Raw genomic sequence first — 19006 nt, 5'->3', positions numbered from 1 at the left:
TTCCTGCGGCGCTTCGCGCTCTAATTGTCGTGGCCTGCGGCAGCGCGGACGAATTTCAAAACCTGCGTTCGCAGCTTGAAGAAGCGCTCGCTATCGCGAAGTTCGAGCGTGCGATCGGGGCCCAGCTCGGCGGCGATATCGACTTCTTCAAGCATTCGGGCCGGGCGCTTCGAGAACACGATGATGCGATCGGCCAGGAATACGGCTTCGTCGACATCGTGCGTCACGAAAATGATGGTCTTGGCGTCCTGCTGCTGAATGCGGCGCAACTCGATTTGGAGATCTTCCCGCCGCTGTGCATCAAGCGCGCCGAAAGGCTCGTCCATCAGAAGAACATCGGAGCCGGCTGCCAGCGTGCGCGCGATCGCAATTCGCTGACGCATGCCACCGGATACCTTATTCGGATAGGCGTCGGAGAAATCGCTGAGGCCGACGAGTTTCAGATAGTGGTCGAGCCGCGCCTTCTTCCTATCGGGTGTGAGGTCGAGGCGATACTTCATGCCGAAGGCAACGTTCTGCGCGACCGTAAGCCAGGGGAAGGACGAATAGGATTGGAAGACCATGCCGCGGTCGCGATCGGGCTCGCGGATCGCTTGGCCGCGGAGGCGGATTTCGCCGCTGCTCGGGGTTTCAAGCCCTCCCACCATGCGCATCAGCGTCGTCTTGCCGGAGCCCGAGGGACCCAAGAATACGATGAACTCGTTGCGTGCGATGTCGAGATTGAAGCTCGGCGCGACGACTTCGAGATCGCCGAAATACTTGGTGACGCCGTCGAACACCAGATATGGAGCCGGTGCCATCGCGCCTCTCAGAGATATCGGAAAAGACGCTTGTGGACGAGGCGGAGGATCTGATCGGTCAGCAGGCCGATGAGACCGATGGTGACGACCCCGGCCATGACTTCCGACGTGTTCATGTAACGCCGCGCTGCCCAGATGACGAAGCCCAGGCCGTTATCGGCGGCGACGATCTCGGCGATGATCAGGTACGTCCAGCACCAGCCGAGCGTGATGCGCAGATTGTCGAATAGGCTCGGCTGCATGGCTCGGAAGGCGACGTCGGAGAGCATCTGGAAGGGGCGGGCGCCAACGGTGTAGGCGATTTCCACGTATTCCTGAGGGACACGCCGCATATCGTCGGCGACCAGCAGGACGAGCTGGAAAAAGGTGCCGAGCCAAAGAAGAAAGATTTTCGTCGTCTCGCCAACTCCGAACCAAATGATGCTGAGCGGCACGAGTGCGGGCACGGGAAGATAGCGAATGAAATCGACGATCGGTTCGAGCGCCGCGCCGACACCGCGAAAACTGGACATTGCAATCCCGATCGGCACGGCCATGACGACGGAGAGCGCGAAGGCAACCCAGACCCGCAGCGTCGAAATTCCCGCATTCCAGAGAAGGTGCTTCTGGGTGATCATCGTCCACAGCGTCTCGACGGTGACGCTGGGTGGCGGCAAGAAGAGGGAATTGATCCAGCCGAGCCGGGTGGCGACTTCCCACACGGCAATGACAACAACGCTTGCGGTAATCGAGGTCGCGACCTGCGCACGCTTCGACATCGTGCCGCGGAACACAAAGAACTGGTTGCGTGGCCGCCGCGCGATGCGCTGGGGCTGCTCATCCGACATTGCAGCCCCTTCGCCGTCCACTTCGATCGCCTGCGTCGCTGTCATTTTTGTTGTCACGTGATCGTCCAGCTTGGCTCGTCGCTTTGCTATTTGAGGTCGGCTTCAGTGATAGACGATACGACCCCATTGTCGATCTGCTCTGCCGACTTGAGGTTATGGTCCGCAGCGCCATTCTCGAGGTTCAACTGCATCACCTCGTCGAAGACTTTGTAGAGCGAACCAGGCGCGCCGGCCTTGCCGAAATATCCGGAGGTCTGCTTGTAGCCCGTGTACTCTAGGCTGCCTTCGATCGAAGCGCCGAACTCTTCCGGCGTCAGGTTGAAGTGAGGCGCCGAGAGCTTGATGAAGTCTGCCTTATTCGTCTTGAAGTAATCGATCGCCTTGAAGATGCCGATCAGGAATTTCTTGTACTTCTCAGGGTTGGCCTTGAGATCATCCTGACGCGCGATGATGACGTCGACAATGATGCCGGGATATTGCGCCGACGACAGGAGTACGTGCGGGTTGCGCTGCTTGATCTTGTCGAGGGCTTGGGAAAGGTTCGGCTGATAGGACACGACCGCGGAGATCGAAGGGTCGGCGAACACCGCCACCGTGTCGGCCGTCGCGATCTGCTTGACGTCGAGGTCGGATAACGTCAGGCCTTTTTTCTTCAGCGCCATCTGGAGGAGAAGCCGGCCTGGAATGTTGGGCTCGGAAGCGACGGTCTTGCCTTTCAGCTGCTCGACCGAGGTAATGTCTCCGGGCGCGATGACCCCGTCGCCGCCCAGGGATTCGTCAATCGTGCCGATGATAATCCCCGGCGTCTTGGCGTCACGCGGCTTGCCCTGGTATTCGCCGACGGTACGCATGTCGACCTCGATGTCCTTGCGATCCATCGCGGCCATGACGTTGGCGCGTTCGTCCTCGAACTTGATTTCGACGTCGATGCCCAGGGCTTTGAAGTAGCCGAGGTCCTGGGCCACGAATACCGGCGCGTAACCGCTCCACGTCGGACAGAGAATGCGGATCTTTTCGTCCGCTCGCGCCGAGAGCGACGCCCCCGCCCATACGACTAAAGCGAGACCGACACCGGCGAGCCGGCGGAAACCTGTTCCTGAATGCATGGTCATAACCCCTCGCTAACGACACAACTCCAGATGAGAGAGTTGGGCAAAATAACATCCATGAAAATATTGATTATTGGAATGATACATTGAAAACTGCCGATGTATTCTGATGCTCCTTTGTGCGAGGCACGTAGATGCGCCGGCTCGACAACATCGATATCCGCCTGTTACGGGTGTTTATGACGCTGGTGGAGGCGCGGAGCTTTGCCGATGCGCAGATCGCCCTCAACCTCTCCCAACCCACGCTGAGCACGCACCTTGCGGCGCTTGAGCGCAGGCTTGGGGCGCAGCTGTGCGTTCGCGGGCGGCGGGGATTTCGCCTCACCCCCTTCGGCGAAGCGACATACATCGCGGCGCAGAAGCTCTTTGCTGAAATCAATTCATTCGAGGAGCGGGTCGGCCAGTACAACGGCCAGCTCGTCGGGCGGCTGCGCATCGGGATCGTCGACGGTATCGTCACCAATTCGGCGCTCGGGCTCCAGCACGTCGTCGGCCGCTTCATGGAGAACGCGGCCAACGTTTTCATCGATCTGGAGCTTGGCACGCCTCAGTACCTGGAGCAGGCGATAGCCGACGGCCGCCGCGATGTGGTGATCGGGCCGTTTTCGCAAAAGGCGCCGGGTGTCACCTATGTTTCGCTGCATAGGGAGCCGCACGGGCTCTACTGCGGTAAGGGCCATTCGTTGTTCGATGCGCCGACTTCAGCGATCACCAAGGATGCCATCGAGAAGGCGCTGTTCTCGGTGCGCGGCTATCGGCAGTTCGACGACCTCTATCGCGCCGATCATCCGCGGGCGTCCGGACACGTCGTGCAGATGGAGGCGCAAGTCATGCTGATTCTATCGGGGACCTTCATCGGTTTCCTGCCGCGCCACATCGGCGAGAGCTGGTCGAAGCAAGGTGCAATGCGCGAGATCAGACCGCAGACCTATCAATTCGTGTCGAGCCATTTTGCGGCTTATCGCAAAAGCGATGGCGACCGTCAGCTTGTCCGCAGCTTCGTGCGGTTCCTCAGTCAGCACGCAAACCAAACGCGCAAGGTGGGTCCGGCCGGAAAAGCGGTCTGAGCGGGCGAGCATGCTGTTTCTGATCTGGCGCAGATGATTGCGGGCGGCTGCTCCGGTGAGATTGACGAGCGTCAATTTCCAAGGGGCCAGCGGATTTAGCTTTGCCTCCTCATCTTGGGAGGAGGCAGCAATGACGGCGATTGAATCTTACTATCTGATGCTCTGCCTGGCGGCTTTCGCAGTGTTCGCGTGCGCGCTCGGGTACAACGCGATGAGCTGGAAGAGCTGGAACGGTCAGCGAACGGCCCCGGCTCGGGAGCAGAATGCGAAGGCCAGCATGCGCGAGAAGATAGCCGCTTAGATTTCGATCGGATCGGTCACTGCTACTTATGAGGAGGGGACGATGTCCTCTCCTTTTTTTATCGGCGACGCGCCGTTTGGAGCGGGCGAAGGGAATCGAACCCTCGTATGCAGCTTGGGAAGCTGCCGTTCTACCATTGAACTACGCCCGCCGGCCGTCGATGGATTTGGCACTTTTCACGGGTGACCGCAAGCTTGTCCGCCCATAGCGTGGGAGTGCCCTGTACTCCCCCCGGCAGGGCAAAGTGTTCGCCTCGAGCCTAGGCTGGATGGCAGGACAGGTTTCCGCCGTATCGCCATCTTTGCGTGTCCCTGGTATGGTGCTGTCATATTCAAATGACACGACCGCATCGCTTCGGGGGAGGCGCAGTTGAGAATCGCCGCTACAACACTTTGGATCGCCGCGGTTGTGGCTGGTTGGATCCTTACGGGCTCCGCGAAGGCCGAAGATTCGTCGACAAAGTCTTCGCTTTCATCGAAGTTGAACCAGCAGATTGATCAAGCCGCCACCTCCGGCGCGGCTGACGGCTCATCGACCTCGGATCTCAACGCGCGCGTCGACGAACTCGAGGCGACGCGCTCGAGTCTCGATCAGAAAAAGCCCGCTGCCGTCAGTCTCAGCGTTAGTGGATGGGTCGATCAGCAGGTGATGATGACCGGGAAGCAGTAACGCGCCTCCTGGGTGCGCCCGGCGAGGCGATTTCGGGCCGAGCACGTCCGGCCAACGGACGCCTCGGCCGCAAGTTTGGGTCTCTCGCGACTTTAAGTTTTTTGGGCGAGCAGGTCGCGGATTTCCTTCAGATATTCTTCCGAGCGCGTGAGGGGCGGGGCAGCAGCCGCCTTCGGCCGCTTCATCGTGTTGACCGCCTTGACGAGCAGGAAAATGGCAAAAGCCGTGATGAGAAACTTGATAATCGCGTTCAGGAAGATGCCGTACTTGATCGATACCGGGTTGGTCGGCGTCGGGATGTTGACTGCAAGGCTCGAAAAATCGATACCGGCCAGCATGTAACCGATCGGCGGCATAACGACGTTGTCGACCAGAGACGACACGATCGGAGCAAACGCCGCGCCCATGATCACGCCGACGGCGAGATCGATGACGTTGCCGCGGACGGCGAATTCCTTGAAGTCGTCGATTATGCCCATGAAGAATGCCTTTCGAAATGATGCGTTGGCGTGCCTGTCCGCGGATGCCCCCAAGCTCGTTGAGCTCAGCCCCGATTCCCCGCTGCAAAAATTTTAGGGGATGAAACCGGGTCCGACAACGCCGTCTTTCCGGTGGGCCGCGGCTGCCATTGGACAAACGTCCAGGGCGGCGGGCATAATAAGGCCGCTACGGGCGCATTTTGTTTTGGCCGAGCATTTACGGGGTGGGACGATGATCGAACGCAAGGAACGCAAGCCATACTGGCGTCATACGAAATGGCAGGTCATTGCCAGCATCGTGCCGTTCCTGGCCCTTGTCATCGTTTTGCCGCTCTATGCCGAGCAGTTGAACTCCAATAGGTTCCTGGGCTTCCCACTTGGGTATTTCCTTGCAGCCCACGGGTTCTTCGTCATCGCATTGGTAACGGTCGCGAGTTACGTCAATCGTCAGAATGCCATAGACCACTGGCACGGCGCGCACGAGGATATGTGAGGCGAGCATGGCGGTAGGCGCACGGGCAAGGATGATCAATCCGCGCCTCGGCACGTATTTCAGCATCTTCGCGGCTCTCTACACGGCGCTCTTTCTCCTCATCCTCATTTTCGAGCAGCTGAAATTCAATGAAGAGCTGCTGCGGGTGTTCTTTCTCGCAGGCCCCATCATCATCTATGCCGCGATCGGATTGAGCGTAGGGACGAACGAGATCCTAGGCTTCTTCGCGGCCGGACGGCGCGTGCCTGCGGCTTACACCGGAGGCTTGCTCGGCGCCTGTTCGCTCGGCGGGACGTTTGTCGTCGCCGGGACGGGCGCATTCTTCTTCTCCGGGTTCGACGCGCTGATCCTGCTGATCGGGACGCTTACCGGCTTCGTCATGATGGCGATCGCCTTGGCGCCGTTCTACCGCAAGTTCGGCGCGTTCACGGTGCCAAGCTACCTTGGCCGGCGTTTTGAAAGCCAGGGTCTTCGCGTGGTGACGGCCGCAGTTGCAGCCGTGCCGATGCTGCTCGTCCTGTCCGCCGAGCTTCGCATTGGAGGGGCTGTCGCGCAGCGCCTCGTCGGCGGCAGCGCCGACAACCTCATTCTCCTCCTAGCGCTGACCATCGCGGTGTCGACGGCAGCCGGTGGCAAGCGCTCGTTCACTTGGTCGGGCGTCGCGCAATCGATCGCACTGTTCATGGCGCTGCTGGCCGTCGCGACGACGGTGAGCGTCATGGTCACGAGCCTGCCGGTGCCGCAGCTCGCCAATGGCCCAATGGTTCGAGGTCTCGTCCGCAACGAGGTCAACGAGGGACTACAGCTCGTCAATGTCTGGCCGATGGCGTTCCAGTTACCGGGCGAGGGGTTCGCCGTATTGACGAAGCCCTATACCCAACCGTTCGGCGCCATCGGGCCGCTGGCCTTCATCATCGGGACGTTCGCGATCGCCACCGGGATCTGCGCATCGCCATGGCTGCTCCCGCGCGTGGCGGCGACGCCGGGCGTATATGAAGCACGCAAATCGCTCGGTTGGGCCACGGTGTTTTCGGGTCTGGCTCTGCTCACGATATCGTCCGTTGCCGTGTTCATGCGTGACTTCACGCTTGATGCCGTCATGAGCGAGCGGCTCGGACCCTTGCCGCAGTGGCTGGCGCGCGCGGCGTCGGCCAACATCGTTTCCTTTGATCCGGCCGCGACGAACCTTGGCTTTGCCGGCTTGAAGTTCGATCGCGACGGTGTGCTCTTCGCGTTGCCACTGGCGATCGGATTGCCGTCGGCGTTTTCCTATCTGCTCATGGCAGGAGCTGTTGCGGCCGCGCTCGTCACCGCGAGTGCAACGACGGTTTCCCTAGCGGCGGTCCTCGGCGAGGATGTGGTGCAGGGCATGTCCTGGGAACCGCCGTCGGGACAGAGTCGGATCTGGGTCGTGCGGGGCTTCATCATCGTCGTTGCGTTCGCTGGAGCGGTGTTGTCGATCGTCGCGCCATCGGATCCGTTGCGGCTCGTCCTTTGGGCATTGTCGATCACCGGCGCGAGTCTTTTCCCCATTATGGTGCTCTCGATATGGTGGAAGAGGCTGACCGTCGGGGGCGCGACCGTCGGCGTGCTGTCCGGCTTCGTCGCGGCCTCGTTCGCCATTCTCATGGGCGAGATGGGAACGCTGTCGACGCCCAGTCCGATCGCGGGCATTCTGGGGCTGCCGCTGTCGCTTGCGCTTGCGATCATGACCAGCCTGATGCGGCCTGAAGCCAGTCGACGCGGCCTTGAGGTGATCCGAGATATCCGGGTTCCGGGAGGCGAGATCATTTATGACCGCGAGATGCAGCGGCTGCAGCTCAGGAAGCAGGCCCGCAACTCGGGCCAATAGACCGGTGTTACTTCGTGCCGTGATTGCTCGTTTGGCCGGGGCGCTATAAAGAGCACTCCCATGACCATCCGTGATCGCCTCGATCTTTATCCGCCCCTTACGCCGTTCCGCGAGTACCGGCTTCCCGTGGGCGGCGGACACACGCTCTACGTCGAGGAGTGCGGAAATCCGAACGGAGCGCCGGTCGTCATTCTGCATGGTGGGCCTGGGGGCGGCTGCAATCCGACCATGCGCCGATTTCATGATCCCGAGCGCTACCGCATCGTTCTGTTCGATCAGCGCGGTTGCGGCCGGTCAACTCCGAACGCGTCGCTTGAGAACAATACGACGCACGACCTCGTTGCCGACATCGAGCGCATCCGTACCGAGCTGGGCATCAACCGCTGGCAGGTTTTCGGAGGCTCATGGGGATCGACGTTGGCGCTCGCTTACGCCGAAGCTTTCCCCGAACGCGTCAGCGCAATGGTGCTGCGGGGCATTTTCCTGCTAACGCAGGCCGAGCTTCGCTGGTTCTACCAGGAGGGCTGCAGCTGGTTGTTTCCGGAAGCATTCGCCGAGTTCCAGCGCATCATTCCGCCGGCCGAGCGCGACGACATGATCGGCGCCTACTATCGGCGTCTCACAGCGAGCGATCTCAGTCTGCGGCTCAATGCAGCTCGGGCTTGGAGCATCTGGGAGGGCACGACGCTCTCACTGCTTCCCGAGGCGGATCGGGTCGCGCGCTTTGGTGCCGACACGTACGCCCTGGCGTTCGCGCGGATCGAAAGCCACTATTTCGTCAATGGCGGCTTTTTCCGCCGCGATGGCGAGCTTCTTCTCGAGGCGCAACGGTTGAAAGATATTCCTGGCGTCATCGTTCACGGCCGCTACGACGTCGTGACGCCGGTAAAGAACGCCGTGATGCTGAGCAAGGTCTGGCCGGCGGACCTGCGTATTGTCGCCGACGCCGGCCATGCGATGACCGAGCCCGGCATCGTGCACGAGCTCATCCGCGCAACGCGAAAGTTCGCGAGCGCCTAAAGCGAACCCTTTGGTGCGGGTGGTGGTGGCGGCGGCGGTCCTGGTTGCGCTCCCGGCGGCGGCACAGGCGGTTCGTTCGGCGGAATGGGTTTGTCCAGTTCGCGGATGTGATCGCGAATTTTCTTGTAGACGCGCGACATGTAATCCAGCGCCTGGTCGACTTCTTCCTCCGACGGAAGCTGAGAGCCTGCCGGACCATCGCCCGGTGGTCCGTCGAGGTGCGGCGGTCCGGGCGGTCGCGATGCGAGCTGATCTTCCAACTCTTTCACGCGGTCCCTTAGCGCGCGGTTTTCCACCTCGATACCGGACCGCCTGAGCGAGCCGTCTGCCGTCTGGTCATCGACGGGCTTGCAGGCCCACTGGCTCGCGGATTTCGCGCACATCGCGACTGCGCCCGTCTGCTTATCGAGGCGAAGGAAACCGCCTTCGACCGGAGACATCGTAAAACGGCCGCCGTCGTTCGCGGGATCTGCAACCGCAACCGTGGCCAGCACAGGAAGGCTGAGGAGACCGAAGAATGCGGATCGCTTGGCAGTGGGGCGCATTGGATGTCCTCCAGGGATGGCGCGGTACGCCAGGCCTTAGCGGTGAAGTGTGGCAGGGGTGCCGATGCGGCAGCGAAATCGAATCATGCCGTTGCGATCGTTACCCGGGGCGAAGCAAGAAAGCGGAGTTTAATTCGAATAAGACACTGAGAAAGCGAAATTTTTAAGAATTTGGCACGTGTTTTAACCCGCCGTTTACTCGCCCGCCCCGATTGTTCCTCTTGAGCTGATTTGTGCCGCGTCCGCCATGATCGCATTGCCTTGCGCGGTACGGACCCCTTGCGATGTCCCGGCCGCCCAACGTGCGTTCCTCCGGACCCTCAGCAAGTCGCCGTCTCGAGGGGAAGATGTCGAATTCTGGAATGAGCGCCGACTATCGCGGTGAGGGTCAACAACCCTCGGCCGGCGACGGGCGTGACGAACTCAAATCCATGCTCGACACGATTGCGGCGCAGCTCGAGGACGCCGACCGCCGCCACACGGCCGCACTCAATGAGATGCAGGATCGAATTTCCGGGATCAGCCGCGAAGCCGATTTCATGCGTCCGCGCGTGCCTTCCCAATTCGCTCCCGCGTTTGCTCAGATCGAAGCGGGGATCGGAGCGCTCGCGCATCGGTTGGCGGACGCCAGCAACGATGATTTTGGTGACGCAGCCGCGCCGCAAGCCTACGGCAGCGATCCGGTCGCGCGCGGACCTCGCGTGCATTCGCACGGTTCGGCCGCCGCCGAGGACCTCTACGAGCCGTGGGACCGGCAATCGGCCGATGCCCTCGCAGGTGTCTACCGCCCCGCGCCGGGCAACGACGGCGAAAGCACTCCGGCGATCGATGAAGCGTGGCTGGAAAGCCGGTTCGCCGAGATCGCACGAGGCATCGAGCATTCCCTCGCGCACGTCAGACCCGAAACCGAGATTTCGGTGCTCGGTCAGCGCATCGACCAGTTCGAGCGGCAGTTCACGAAAGTTTTTGCGGGCGTCGCGACCCACGACGATCTTGCCGCCGTGCGCCAGATCGAGGCGCATATGGAAGCGGTGGTACATCATCTCGAAAAGACGAATGACCAGCTCGATCGCCTCAACACGCTGGAGGCGCAGCTTGCGACCGTTTCAAAAACACTAGCGGACATGCAGGCGGCATCGGTCCAGAATACAAATTCGCCAGACATCGATGCGATCGCGCGCGCCGTCGCCGACGAAACGGCGCAGCGGTTCTCGCGCCAACGTGGGGACGACAGGAGCGCTGCCGCGGACGAACTCCGTCCGCTCATTGAGCAGTTGATGATGGAGCACCGCCAAGGTGGAGAACACACCGCGGCAATCCTCGACACCATGCAGCAGGCGATGGTTCGCCTTCTCGATCGCATCGATGCGGTTGATCTTTCGCCGTCGCCGCTCATGTCGGATTTGGACATGGGACACGCGGGCTTCGGCGACGCGCCAAGGTCGATGTATCCCAGTGAACAGTCTTACGGCGGGGCGGCGAACCCTCCGCCGTTCGCGCATGATTTTGGCAACACGAACTACTCTTCGCCCGGCAATCCAGTCTCGCCGCCACCGATTTCGACTTCTTTCGGGTCAGATACGCTGGCGCAAGACTTGACGCAGCGCAGCGAGAAGATGCGGCAGGACTACGTTGCCGACATTCGCCGGGCCAAGGCGCGTCTCGCCAAGGAAGGCGATGAGTTCATCTCCGGACCATCGACCGCGCCACCGGTCCCCAGCCGGCCCATCCGTCCGGCATCGGGAACGTCGAAAAACTCTTTCGGCCCCTCGGCGCCGTCACCGCGCCTGATGATCGTTGCAGCTCTCGTGCTCCTGGCGCTCGCCGCGCTTTGGTACACCTTTGGTTTTGGCGGCAAGCGCAGCGCCGAACTGCTCATGACGCCGGGTTCGGTGTCGAGCAGCAAAGGTTCCTTGGGCGGCGCGTCGGATGCTGTGAGATCGTCGCCGCCGGATTCTCCAGGCGGTGACGGGAAAACTGCAGCTCCCGATGCGGGTGGCCCGCGCGGCGACATTGCGCCGGTAAGAACCACGGACGGCGAAAAGACGGCGGCCAACGACGATGCTGCACCGGAGCCAAGGACGGCATTGCCGATGACCGGAGTGGCGGTCGATCTCGATCAACCCGTGACGCAGGCCGAACTCGAGCAAGCGCGGCGGCATCAGGCGATGGCCGCGATGTCCGGCCAGCTGGGTAGCGCCGCGGGACGCCCGCAGGAGACGGCTTCGCTTCCGGCTTCGATGGTCCCATCCGAAGCTGAGACGGAAGGCACGGCGCCAAAGCAACAGGAAGGCGCTGGAGAGCAGCCCGAAGCGGGTCTCAGCCGTTCCGCGCCTCTCGACATGCCGGCTGCGACGGTCGGGCCGCTGTCGCTTCGACTGGCAGCCGCAAACGGCGATGCCTCAGCGCAGTTCGAAGTCGGCGCGCGCTTTGCCGAAGGTCATGGCGTGAAGCAGAGCTTCAAGGACGCCGCCAAATGGTATCAGCGATCGGCAGATCAGGGCTTCGCGCAAGCGCAGTACCGGCTCGCGACATTGTACGAGCGTGGTCTTGGCTTGAAGCCGGACCGCGAGCAGGCGGCAGCGCTCTATGAGCGCGCAGCAGCTCAGGGCAACATCAAGTCGATGCACAACTTGGCGGTGCTGAGCGCCAACCAGACGGATCGCTCGCCGGACTACGCTTCGGCAGCGCATTGGTTCAGCGAGGCTGCCAAGCGCGGTCTTCCGGACAGCCAGTTCAATCTCGCGATCCTCTATGAGAACGGTCTTGGCGTCGATCGTGACGTGAAGCAGGCGTTCATGTGGCTGTCGCTTGCGGCGCGCGGGGGGGACGCGGATGCTATCCGGCGTCGTGACATCCTGCGTGGCAAGCTCTCCGCGCAGGACATTGCCGAGACTGAGGCGATGATTTCGAACTGGCGTCTCGTTCCAACCGACAGGGCGGTCAACGACGCGGTCGTCGCGGGCGAACTCTGGAAGAAAAACCCCAAAAATGGGGTAAGCGGCTAGGCACGCCTACATCGCGAAGTAGGGTTGCGACAAGGCTGCGATTGGTGTCCCCTGCAGGTGAAATGGCTCGTAGTAACTTCCCGCCCATGACCTGCCCGCCGCCTCGGACGCGAGAATGACCCTTTATCTGCCGATCGCCGAGATGTCGGTGTCGATTGTCGTTTACGTGGCACTCGGCTTGAGCATCGGGTTTTTGTCCGGGCTTTTCGGCGTTGGCGGCGGTTTCCTGCTGATGCCGCTCCTGACATTCCTTGGCGTGCCGTCGGCGGTTGCGGTGGCGACCAGCTCATCGCATGTCGTTGCGTCTTCGGTGTCGGGTGCGATCACGCACTACCGGCGCGGCAATGTCGACATCAAGATGGGCATCGTTTTGCTCGCCGGGGGGCTCACGGGAACGTACGTGGGCGTGGCTGCGGTCAAGCTTTTGCGCAACCTCGGCTACTTCGATCTCACCGTCTCCCTGATGTACGTGGTGTTTCTCGGCGTGGTCGGCACGCTCATTCTGGTGGAAGGCGTCAACGCTGCGCGGCACGTTCGGGCAACCGGCGGCCACGCTACGCGTCGATCCGGGCAGCATAGCTGGATGGAAGGCTTGCCGCTCAAGATGCGGTTCCCTCGCTCGAAGCTATACATCAGCATCGTGCCGCCGCTGATCATCGGGATGTTCATCGGCTGCATGTCGGCAATCATGGGCATCGGTGGCGGCTTCGTCTTGATACCGGCGATGATCTATCTCCTGCGGATGCCGACCGGGCTCGTGATCGGCACGTCGCTATTCCAGATCGTGTTCGTCGCGGCGCTGGCGACGGTGCTGCATGCGGTAGAGAACAAGACGGTCGATATCGTTCTCGCTCTCATTCTCATCGTGGGCGGAGTCGTCGGGGCGCAGTTCGGGACCGCGGTCGGAGAGAAACTTCGCGGCGAGCATCTCCGGATTCTGCTCGGCGGCTTGATCCTGCTTGTCGCTGCGCGCATGGCGATCGATCTTGTCTTGCCGCCCGCGAATGTCTTTTCGCTGGCGACTGCGACGGGAGCATCATGATGAGGCCGCTCCTCCGCCTGAGCTTATCGATGTTGATGGCGTTGAGCGTCCCGGCCCTCGCTGATGTGCCGAACGAGAGCATCGAAGCGGATGCGTCGACGCGGCAGGTCGCAATCACGTCGAGCTTTACCGGGACCGAAATTCTGGTGTTCGGAGCGGTGAGCAATAGCACGCAGCCGACGCCGGAAGCCGGAACCTACGACATCATCGTGGTCGTCGAGGGGATTTCGGCGCCCGTTACGGTGCGCATGAAATCGCGCGTTGGCGGCATTTGGGTCAATACCCAATCGATGCGCTTTGCGTCGGTGCCAAGCTACTATGCGATCGCTTCGACGCGGCCAGTCGACGAGATCGCCGACCGCGCGGTGCTCGACGCGCATGGCATAGGCTTCGACCACGTGCGTATGGTGCGGACGTCGCAAAGCCGGACCGATGCAACCGATCCCGCCGAGATGCAGGCTTTCCGGCAAGCGCTCATCGGTCTGAAAAAGGATGAGCACGTTTACGTTCAATCGGATTTCGGCGTGTCGTTCGTCGGGCGCAGTCTGTTTCGCGCGACGATCGCACTGCCTCCCAACGTGCCGGTCGCGCCGCTGACGGCGCACGTGTTTCTGTTCAAGGACGGAAAGCTGCTCGGCCAATACGATAGCCGCGTGATGCTGCAGCGGGAGGGGATCGAGCGGTATATTCACGAGACGGCGATGACGCGTCCGTTGCTCTATGGCGTCTTCACCGTTCTGATGGCAGCAGGGTTCGGACTTACTGCCGCGTTCGCCTTCCGTAGGCCGGCGTGAACGTCAATCGTCGCGCAGGAGACGCGGCGCGACGGGATAAAGCCCTTCGTGGCCGAGCATCCAGACGTCGAGGCCGTCGCTGCCGAACAGGGGCTCGAAGGCAGTGTCGAGAATGTTGAGGCCGCCGGCATAGGCGCCGAACGCCGGCATGACGAGGCGCAGCCGATTGCCGACGAAGCACGGGCGACGGAGCGAGGTGCCGTGGAATACGAGGCGCGCGGCGGGGTGATAGTGGCCGGCGATCTCATGCGTTGCGGCGCCGGTCTTTGGTTCGTGCCGCAAGGTGATGCCGCCGATGACGACTTCTTCCATGACGTAGCCCGCGAGGGCGCGATCGATCTTGGGATCATGATTGCCCGTGATCCAGATCCAGTCGCGATCTTCCTGCAGGATATGAAGGCTTTCGATGTCGACGGGATCCATCCGTGCCGCGCCGGCGGAATCGTGCAGGCTGTCGCCGAGCGAGATGACCGTTTCGGGCTGATAGCGATCGATCAGGATCGCGAGCTTCCGCAAGGTGTCGCGGGTGTCGTACGGGGGAAGCATCTGACCGCGCGAAGCGAATGCCGATCCCTTTTCGAGATGGAGATCAGAGACGAGGAGCGCCCGCTCGCTCGGCCAGTAAAGCGCGCCGAATTTGTGAGCGATGAAAGCCTTGCCGCAGATGTTGACGGGCTGATCGGCAAAATCCTCAAGGCCGATGCGTTCCGGCTTCAGCATGTTCATTGCTGCTCGTCCCCCGTCGCTTCACGTATCAACTCGTCCGCTGCCGCGCGCAAGACTGCATCACGATCCCGACCGTAGACCAGCTCCACCCCGATCTCCAACAGCACCGGCACGGCGAGCGGCGAAACCCGGTCGAGAATTTGGTGCCTGATTCGGTCTTTTATGCGAGCGAGAAACGCGCCGAGACGCTTGATATCGAGCATCCCCGTGGCGGCGTCGGCCCAGGCGGCTTCGAGCAGAAGGTGATGCGGGTCATGGCGGCGGAGCACGTCGTAGATCAGGTCCGTCGAGATCGTCACCTGGCGGCCGGATTTCACTTTACCGGGATGGCGACGCTCGATCAAACCGGCGATGACGGCGGCGAGACGAAACGTTCGTTTCATCAGGGCGCTTTCGGCCAACCAGGCGTCGAGATCGTCTCCCAGCATGTCCTCGTCGAAGAGTTGGGCGAGCGACAGGCGGCCGTTCTGAATGAGTGAAGAGATGTCGCCATGAGTCCAGACCGCGAGCGCGTAGTCGTTGGCGACGAAGCCAATGGGGTGGGCGCCGATCCGATCGAGACGGCGCGTCAACAGCATCCCGAGTGTCTGGTGGGCCAGGCGGCCTTCGAACGGATAGGCGACGAGAAAGTGGCGGTTGCCGCGCGGGAACGTTTCGATCAGCACTTCGTCCGGAGCGGGCATGACGGAACGCTCCGTCTGCAGCTCAAGCCAGTTGGCGACTGGATTCGGAAGCCCGGACCAAACCTTGGGATCCGCAAGCATGTCGCGGACGCGCCGCGCCAAATGCGTTGATAGAGGAAACTTGCCGCCGTCGTAACTTGGCACGGTCGGATCTTGGGAATTCGAGCGGGTGACGAAAACTTCTGTGTCGCGGATGCCCTCGAAGCGAAGAATCTGCCCGGAGAATACGAAGGTATCGCCGGGCGTCAGCTGCTCGGCAAAGTATTCTTCGACCTCGCCCAACACGCGTCCACCCGCGTGCGCACCGCTCTTGGCGCCGCGATAGGAAATCAGACGGACCTTCAAGTGAGGCGCATCGACAATCGTGCCGAGGTTCAGGCGATACTGTTGAGCGATCCGCGGGTTGGCGACGCGGAGCCTGCCATCCTCGTCGGCGCGAAGCTTGGCGAACCGTTCGTATGATCTCAGCGCGTAGCCGCCGGTGGAGACGAAGTCGACCGTGCGGTCGAACTGATTTCGCGTCAGGCCCGCATAGGGAAGCGCGGAACGAACTTCATCGAAAAGCGCGTCTGGATCGAAGGGGGCCTCGCACGCCATGCCGAGCACGTGCTGGGCGAGAACGTCGAGCGCGCCGCTGCGCGAGAGCTGCGCGTCCTGGTCTCCCGCTTCCGCGGCCTGTTGCGCTGCACGGCATTCGAGAACCTCGAAACGATTGCCGGGCACGAGGAGAGCTTCGGAGGGTTCGTCGAGGCGGTGGTTGGCACGGCCGATGCGCTGAAGCAATCGGCTCGCGCCCTTGGGAGCGCCGAGATGGATGACGAGATCAACGTCGCCCCAGTCGATGCCGAGATCGAGCGTTGAGGTGGCGACGACCGCGCGCAAGCGGCCGGCAGCCATGGCGGCTTCGACTTTCTTGCGCTGGGCTGCGTCGAGCGAACCGTGATGGAGGCCGATCGGAAGACTGTCGTCGTTGATGCGCCAAAGTTCCTGGAACGCGAATTCCGCCTGCATGCGCGTGTTGACGAACACGAGCGAGAGCTTGTGTGCGCGGATCGCATCGTAGACTTCGTGCATGGCGTAGCGCGCCGTGTGCCCCGTCCACGGAATTTCGTTCTCTGCTTCCAGGATTTTGATGTTGGGTTTGGCGCCGCCTTTAACGGTGACGACGTTTGCGAGATGGGTCGTCGTCTCGGGTTCGGTTTGCGGGACGAGGTAGCCGCGCAATTCGCTGGGGTGAGCGACGGTGGCCGAAAGCCCGATCGTCATGACGGTCGGTGCGAGCTTGCGCAGTCGCGCGATATCCAGCGCCAGGAGATCGCCACGCTTCGACGCCGCAAGGGCGTGAAGTTCGTCGAGGATGATCGTGTCGAGATCGGCGAAAAGATAGCCCGCATCAGGATGGCTCAACAGCAGCGCGACCTGCTCGGGCGTCGTCAGCAAAATGTGCGGCGGCTTTACGCGTTGGCGTTGGCGGCGCGCGACGGACGTATCGCCCGTGCGGGTTTCGGTTCGCACCTTAAGGCCCATCTCGTCGATCGGGTGCGTGAGGTTGCGTTCAACGTCGGCCGCAAGCGCTTTCAGCGGCGAGACGTAGAGTGTGTAGAGGCCCGCACCCGTTTTCTTGCGCTTGCCCTCATGGATCGAGATGAGGCTTGGAAGAAATCCGGCTAGCGTCTTACCCGCGCCGGTCGGGGCGATGAGCAGCGTCGACTGGCGTTGGCGCGATGCTTCCAGCAGCGCCAACTGATGCGGGCGTGGGGTCCATCCGCGACGCGCGAACCATGCGGCGATCTCAGGCGGCAGTTGAGAGGCAGGAACGGCTTTCGAAGTGCGGGATTTCTTCTCCGGCGTTGGCGCGACGAGGGCAGCGTTGCGCGGTTTCTCTTTCGCCCTGGCTTTGGTCTGGCGAAGCTTTTGCGGCGGCTTGTCGGTGGCTTTACGCGGCACGTCCCAAACTTCGTTTCGTTCGGTGGCGACAGCGCCATCCGAGCGTCGGCTTATACCTTTAGAGCGGTTGCTTCGCCCAGTAATCGGCGTGACGCCCACGAACGGCCGCGAGGCTAGACTGGCCAGCGCTTCTCAGCGCGTCGGCGAGATGGGATTTGATTTCACCGATGAGGCCCGGGCCCTCGTATACAAGACCGGTATAGAGCTGCAACAATGTGGCGCCGGCCTCGATTTTTTCCAGCGCCTGTTTACCGCTGCCGATGCCGCCAATGCCAATGAGCGGTATCTTGCCGTCGGTCGCCCGGTAGATGCGCGCAAGCATGGCCGTCGATCTGGCAAACAGTGGTTTGCCTGATAGCCCGCCGGCCTCTTTGGCGAACGTCGATTTCACACCGTTGCGTGTCAGTGTGGTGTTGGAAACTGCGATGCCATCCACCGCATGGGCGCTGAGGCGTTCGATGATCGGCGCGATGTCAGCTTCCGCGATGTCGGGCGCGATCTTGACGATGATTGGTCGGCGCGGCGCGCCGTCGCTGACGAGCCGCCTTCGCGCGGACATGATCCTGGTCAGAAGTTCGTCAAGCGCTTCGGGTGCCTGAAGATCGCGCAGTCCCGGCGTGTTCGGGGATGAAATGTTGACCGTGAAGTAGCTCGCGACCGGGTTGAAACGTATCAGACCCAAGACGTAATCTTCTCCGCGATCGACACTGTCTTTGTTGGCACCGATGTTGACGCCGACGATCCCGCCGCGTTCCTGTCGCGCTTCGAGCCGTCGTAGCGCGGCTTCGTGACCGCCGTTGTTGAAGCCCAACCGATTGATCAAGGCGTCGTCTTCGAGGAGCCGGAACACGCGCGGCTTGGGATTACCGCTTTGCGGCTTGGGCGTGATCGTACCGATTTCGGCAAAGCCACAGCCCATGCCGAGGATGGCGTCCGGCACGCGCGCGTCCTTGTCGTAGCCTGCTGCGATGCCGAGAGGATTTTTGAATTCAAGTCCGAAGACGGATTGCGACAGGATACGATCGTCGGTGGTGAGTTCGCGCGGATAGATGCCGCATTCCAATGCCTTCAGCGAAGCTTCGTGCGCTTCTTCAGGGCTCAACGCGAAGAGTGCAGGGCGCGCCAGCCGATAGAAATTTTTTAGCACGCGAACCATTCCTCGTTGATTTCTGCAACACCGGTTTCATCGCTCGGCAATTGCCGCTGCCATAGCGCATCCGAAACTGTTATACTTGCGTAGAGGTGGGGGAACAGCTCACCTCCGCGGGATTGTTCCCATTTGAGGGCGGGGCCTAGCTTGGCAGCCTCGAATGCGATGAGAACGAGATCGCCTTTGCCTTTGAAATGCTTTTCTAATGTTCCCTGCAGCTGATGCTTGGCCGACAGATGGATGAACCCATCACGGCGATCATCCGGCGACCCTTCAAATGTTCCGCTCATGGTCGATTTGGACCATTCTTCTACGGTGGCGATTTTGAATACAGTTTTTTCTTGCATCGAATTGAGCTGTGTCGTTTGCCGCAAGCAAGTATCATTAAGCCGCATCCGCCGATGAGGTGTGGCGCGGACGCATTGCCGTTGCTATCACGGCAGTCCGCTCTTGCAACCCATCTTGCATAGCTTCGTTCTTACTTACGTCGCAGA

At 61.6% G+C, this 19006-nt stretch carries 18 protein-coding genes and 1 tRNA gene; 9 read left to right on the top strand and 10 right to left on the bottom strand.

Features of this window, described 5'->3' with window-relative positions:
• Window positions 1–20: 20 nt before the first annotated feature.
• Genes EKK30_RS06795 through EKK30_RS06785 form a run of 3 tightly spaced genes read right to left on the bottom strand, consistent with a single transcriptional unit; the run spans window position 21 to window position 2739 of the window.
• On the bottom strand, window positions 21–800 hold the full coding sequence (locus EKK30_RS06795; protein ID WP_290982203.1) for an ABC transporter ATP-binding protein: 780 nt from the start codon (window positions 798–800) through the stop codon (window positions 21–23).
• Window positions 801–808: 8 nt separating this feature from the next.
• Window positions 809–1672 (bottom strand): ABC transporter permease, encoded by an 864-nt coding sequence (locus tag EKK30_RS06790; RefSeq protein WP_290982200.1) that lies wholly within the window; start codon window positions 1670–1672, stop codon window positions 809–811.
• A gap of 41 nt (window positions 1673–1713) precedes the next feature.
• The gene (locus tag EKK30_RS06785) at window positions 1714–2739 is read right to left on the bottom strand and encodes an ABC transporter substrate-binding protein (protein ID WP_290982197.1); all 1026 of its coding nucleotides are present in this window, start codon (window positions 2737–2739) and stop codon (window positions 1714–1716) included.
• A 131-nt stretch (window positions 2740–2870) separates the two neighbouring features.
• Between EKK30_RS06785 and EKK30_RS06780 the strand changes: the two genes are divergently transcribed.
• Both EKK30_RS06780 and EKK30_RS06775 read left to right on the top strand, forming a co-directional pair.
• Complete coding sequence (locus tag EKK30_RS06780) at window positions 2871–3803, top strand: LysR family transcriptional regulator (protein ID WP_290982194.1); 933 nt, start codon at window positions 2871–2873, stop codon at window positions 3801–3803.
• A gap of 130 nt (window positions 3804–3933) precedes the next feature.
• Window positions 3934–4104: a hypothetical protein gene (locus EKK30_RS06775; RefSeq protein WP_290982191.1), complete on the top strand. Its 171-nt coding sequence runs from the start codon at window positions 3934–3936 to the stop codon at window positions 4102–4104.
• Between the two features lie 77 nt (window positions 4105–4181).
• On the opposite strand, the gene EKK30_RS06770 is transcribed toward EKK30_RS06775, so the two are convergent.
• Window positions 4182–4255, bottom strand: a tRNA-Gly gene (locus EKK30_RS06770).
• A gap of 218 nt (window positions 4256–4473) precedes the next feature.
• Here EKK30_RS06770 and EKK30_RS06765 point away from each other — a divergent pair.
• Entirely contained in the window at window positions 4474–4773 is a 300-nt protein-coding gene (locus EKK30_RS06765; RefSeq protein WP_290982187.1) for a hypothetical protein, read from the top strand.
• 92 nt (window positions 4774–4865) lie between these two features.
• Here EKK30_RS06765 and mscL read toward each other — a convergent pair whose 3' ends face one another.
• On the bottom strand, window positions 4866–5252 hold the full coding sequence (mscL, locus tag EKK30_RS06760) for a large-conductance mechanosensitive channel protein MscL (RefSeq protein WP_290982183.1): 387 nt from the start codon (window positions 5250–5252) through the stop codon (window positions 4866–4868).
• Between the two features lie 232 nt (window positions 5253–5484).
• Here mscL and EKK30_RS06755 point away from each other — a divergent pair, with 232 nt between their 5' ends.
• The 3 genes from EKK30_RS06755 to pip are packed head-to-tail and all read left to right on the top strand — an operon-like array spanning window position 5485 to window position 8617.
• Window positions 5485–5745 (top strand): DUF4212 domain-containing protein, encoded by a 261-nt coding sequence (locus EKK30_RS06755; protein ID WP_290982180.1) that lies wholly within the window; start codon window positions 5485–5487, stop codon window positions 5743–5745.
• A 7-nt stretch (window positions 5746–5752) separates the two neighbouring features.
• Window positions 5753–7597, top strand: a complete 1845-nt coding sequence (locus EKK30_RS06750; protein WP_290982177.1) for a sodium:solute symporter — start codon at window positions 5753–5755, stop codon at window positions 7595–7597.
• A gap of 60 nt (window positions 7598–7657) precedes the next feature.
• Window positions 7658–8617, top strand: a complete 960-nt coding sequence (pip, locus tag EKK30_RS06745; protein WP_290982174.1) for a prolyl aminopeptidase — start codon at window positions 7658–7660, stop codon at window positions 8615–8617.
• Here the strand turns inward: pip and EKK30_RS06740 are convergent.
• The gene (locus EKK30_RS06740; protein WP_290982171.1) at window positions 8614–9162 is read right to left on the bottom strand and encodes a hypothetical protein; all 549 of its coding nucleotides are present in this window, start codon (window positions 9160–9162) and stop codon (window positions 8614–8616) included. The two genes, pip and EKK30_RS06740, sit on opposite strands and share 4 nt — an antisense overlap.
• Window positions 9163–9509: 347 nt before the next feature.
• Here EKK30_RS06740 and EKK30_RS06735 point away from each other — a divergent pair, with 347 nt between their 5' ends.
• From EKK30_RS06735 to EKK30_RS06725, 3 genes are all read left to right on the top strand, one after another.
• Window positions 9510–12170, top strand: coding sequence for a tetratricopeptide repeat protein (locus EKK30_RS06735; RefSeq protein WP_290982169.1), 2661 nt, complete (start codon window positions 9510–9512; stop codon window positions 12168–12170).
• Between the two features lie 115 nt (window positions 12171–12285).
• Window positions 12286–13212: a sulfite exporter TauE/SafE family protein gene (locus tag EKK30_RS06730; RefSeq protein WP_290982166.1), complete on the top strand. Its 927-nt coding sequence runs from the start codon at window positions 12286–12288 to the stop codon at window positions 13210–13212.
• Entirely contained in the window at window positions 13209–14006 is a 798-nt protein-coding gene (locus tag EKK30_RS06725; RefSeq protein WP_290982163.1) for a TIGR02186 family protein, read from the top strand. Before EKK30_RS06730 ends, EKK30_RS06725 begins: the two co-directional genes overlap by 4 nt.
• A gap of 3 nt (window positions 14007–14009) precedes the next feature.
• On the opposite strand, the gene pdeM is transcribed toward EKK30_RS06725, so the two are convergent.
• The 4 genes from pdeM to EKK30_RS06705 all read right to left on the bottom strand — a co-directional run bounded on the left by pdeM (window position 14010) and on the right by EKK30_RS06705 (window position 18859).
• A complete protein-coding gene (pdeM, locus tag EKK30_RS06720) occupies window positions 14010–14732 on the bottom strand; it encodes a ligase-associated DNA damage response endonuclease PdeM (protein ID WP_290982160.1) in 723 nt (240 codons plus the stop codon).
• A complete protein-coding gene (locus EKK30_RS06715) occupies window positions 14729–17218 on the bottom strand; it encodes a ligase-associated DNA damage response DEXH box helicase (RefSeq protein ID WP_290982520.1) in 2490 nt (829 codons plus the stop codon). Before EKK30_RS06715 ends, pdeM begins: the two co-directional genes overlap by 4 nt.
• A 202-nt stretch (window positions 17219–17420) precedes the next feature.
• Entirely contained in the window at window positions 17421–18518 is a 1098-nt protein-coding gene (locus EKK30_RS06710) for a quinone-dependent dihydroorotate dehydrogenase (RefSeq protein ID WP_290982157.1), read from the bottom strand.
• Window positions 18503–18859 carry a DUF952 domain-containing protein gene (locus EKK30_RS06705; RefSeq protein WP_290982155.1) on the bottom strand — a complete coding sequence of 119 codons (357 nt, stop codon included), beginning with the start codon at window positions 18857–18859 and terminating at the stop codon, window positions 18503–18505. The genes EKK30_RS06710 and EKK30_RS06705 overlap by 16 nt, the downstream gene beginning before the upstream one ends.
• Window positions 18860–19006: the final 147 nt, after the last annotated feature.

Origin of the sequence: Hyphomicrobium sp., from assembly GCF_003987855.1 — a bacterium.
GTDB lineage: Bacteria > Pseudomonadota > Alphaproteobacteria > Rhizobiales > Hyphomicrobiaceae > Hyphomicrobium_B.
Note: the sequence above shows the minus strand (reverse complement) of the source record. Positions and strands in the feature narration are given on the sequence as shown.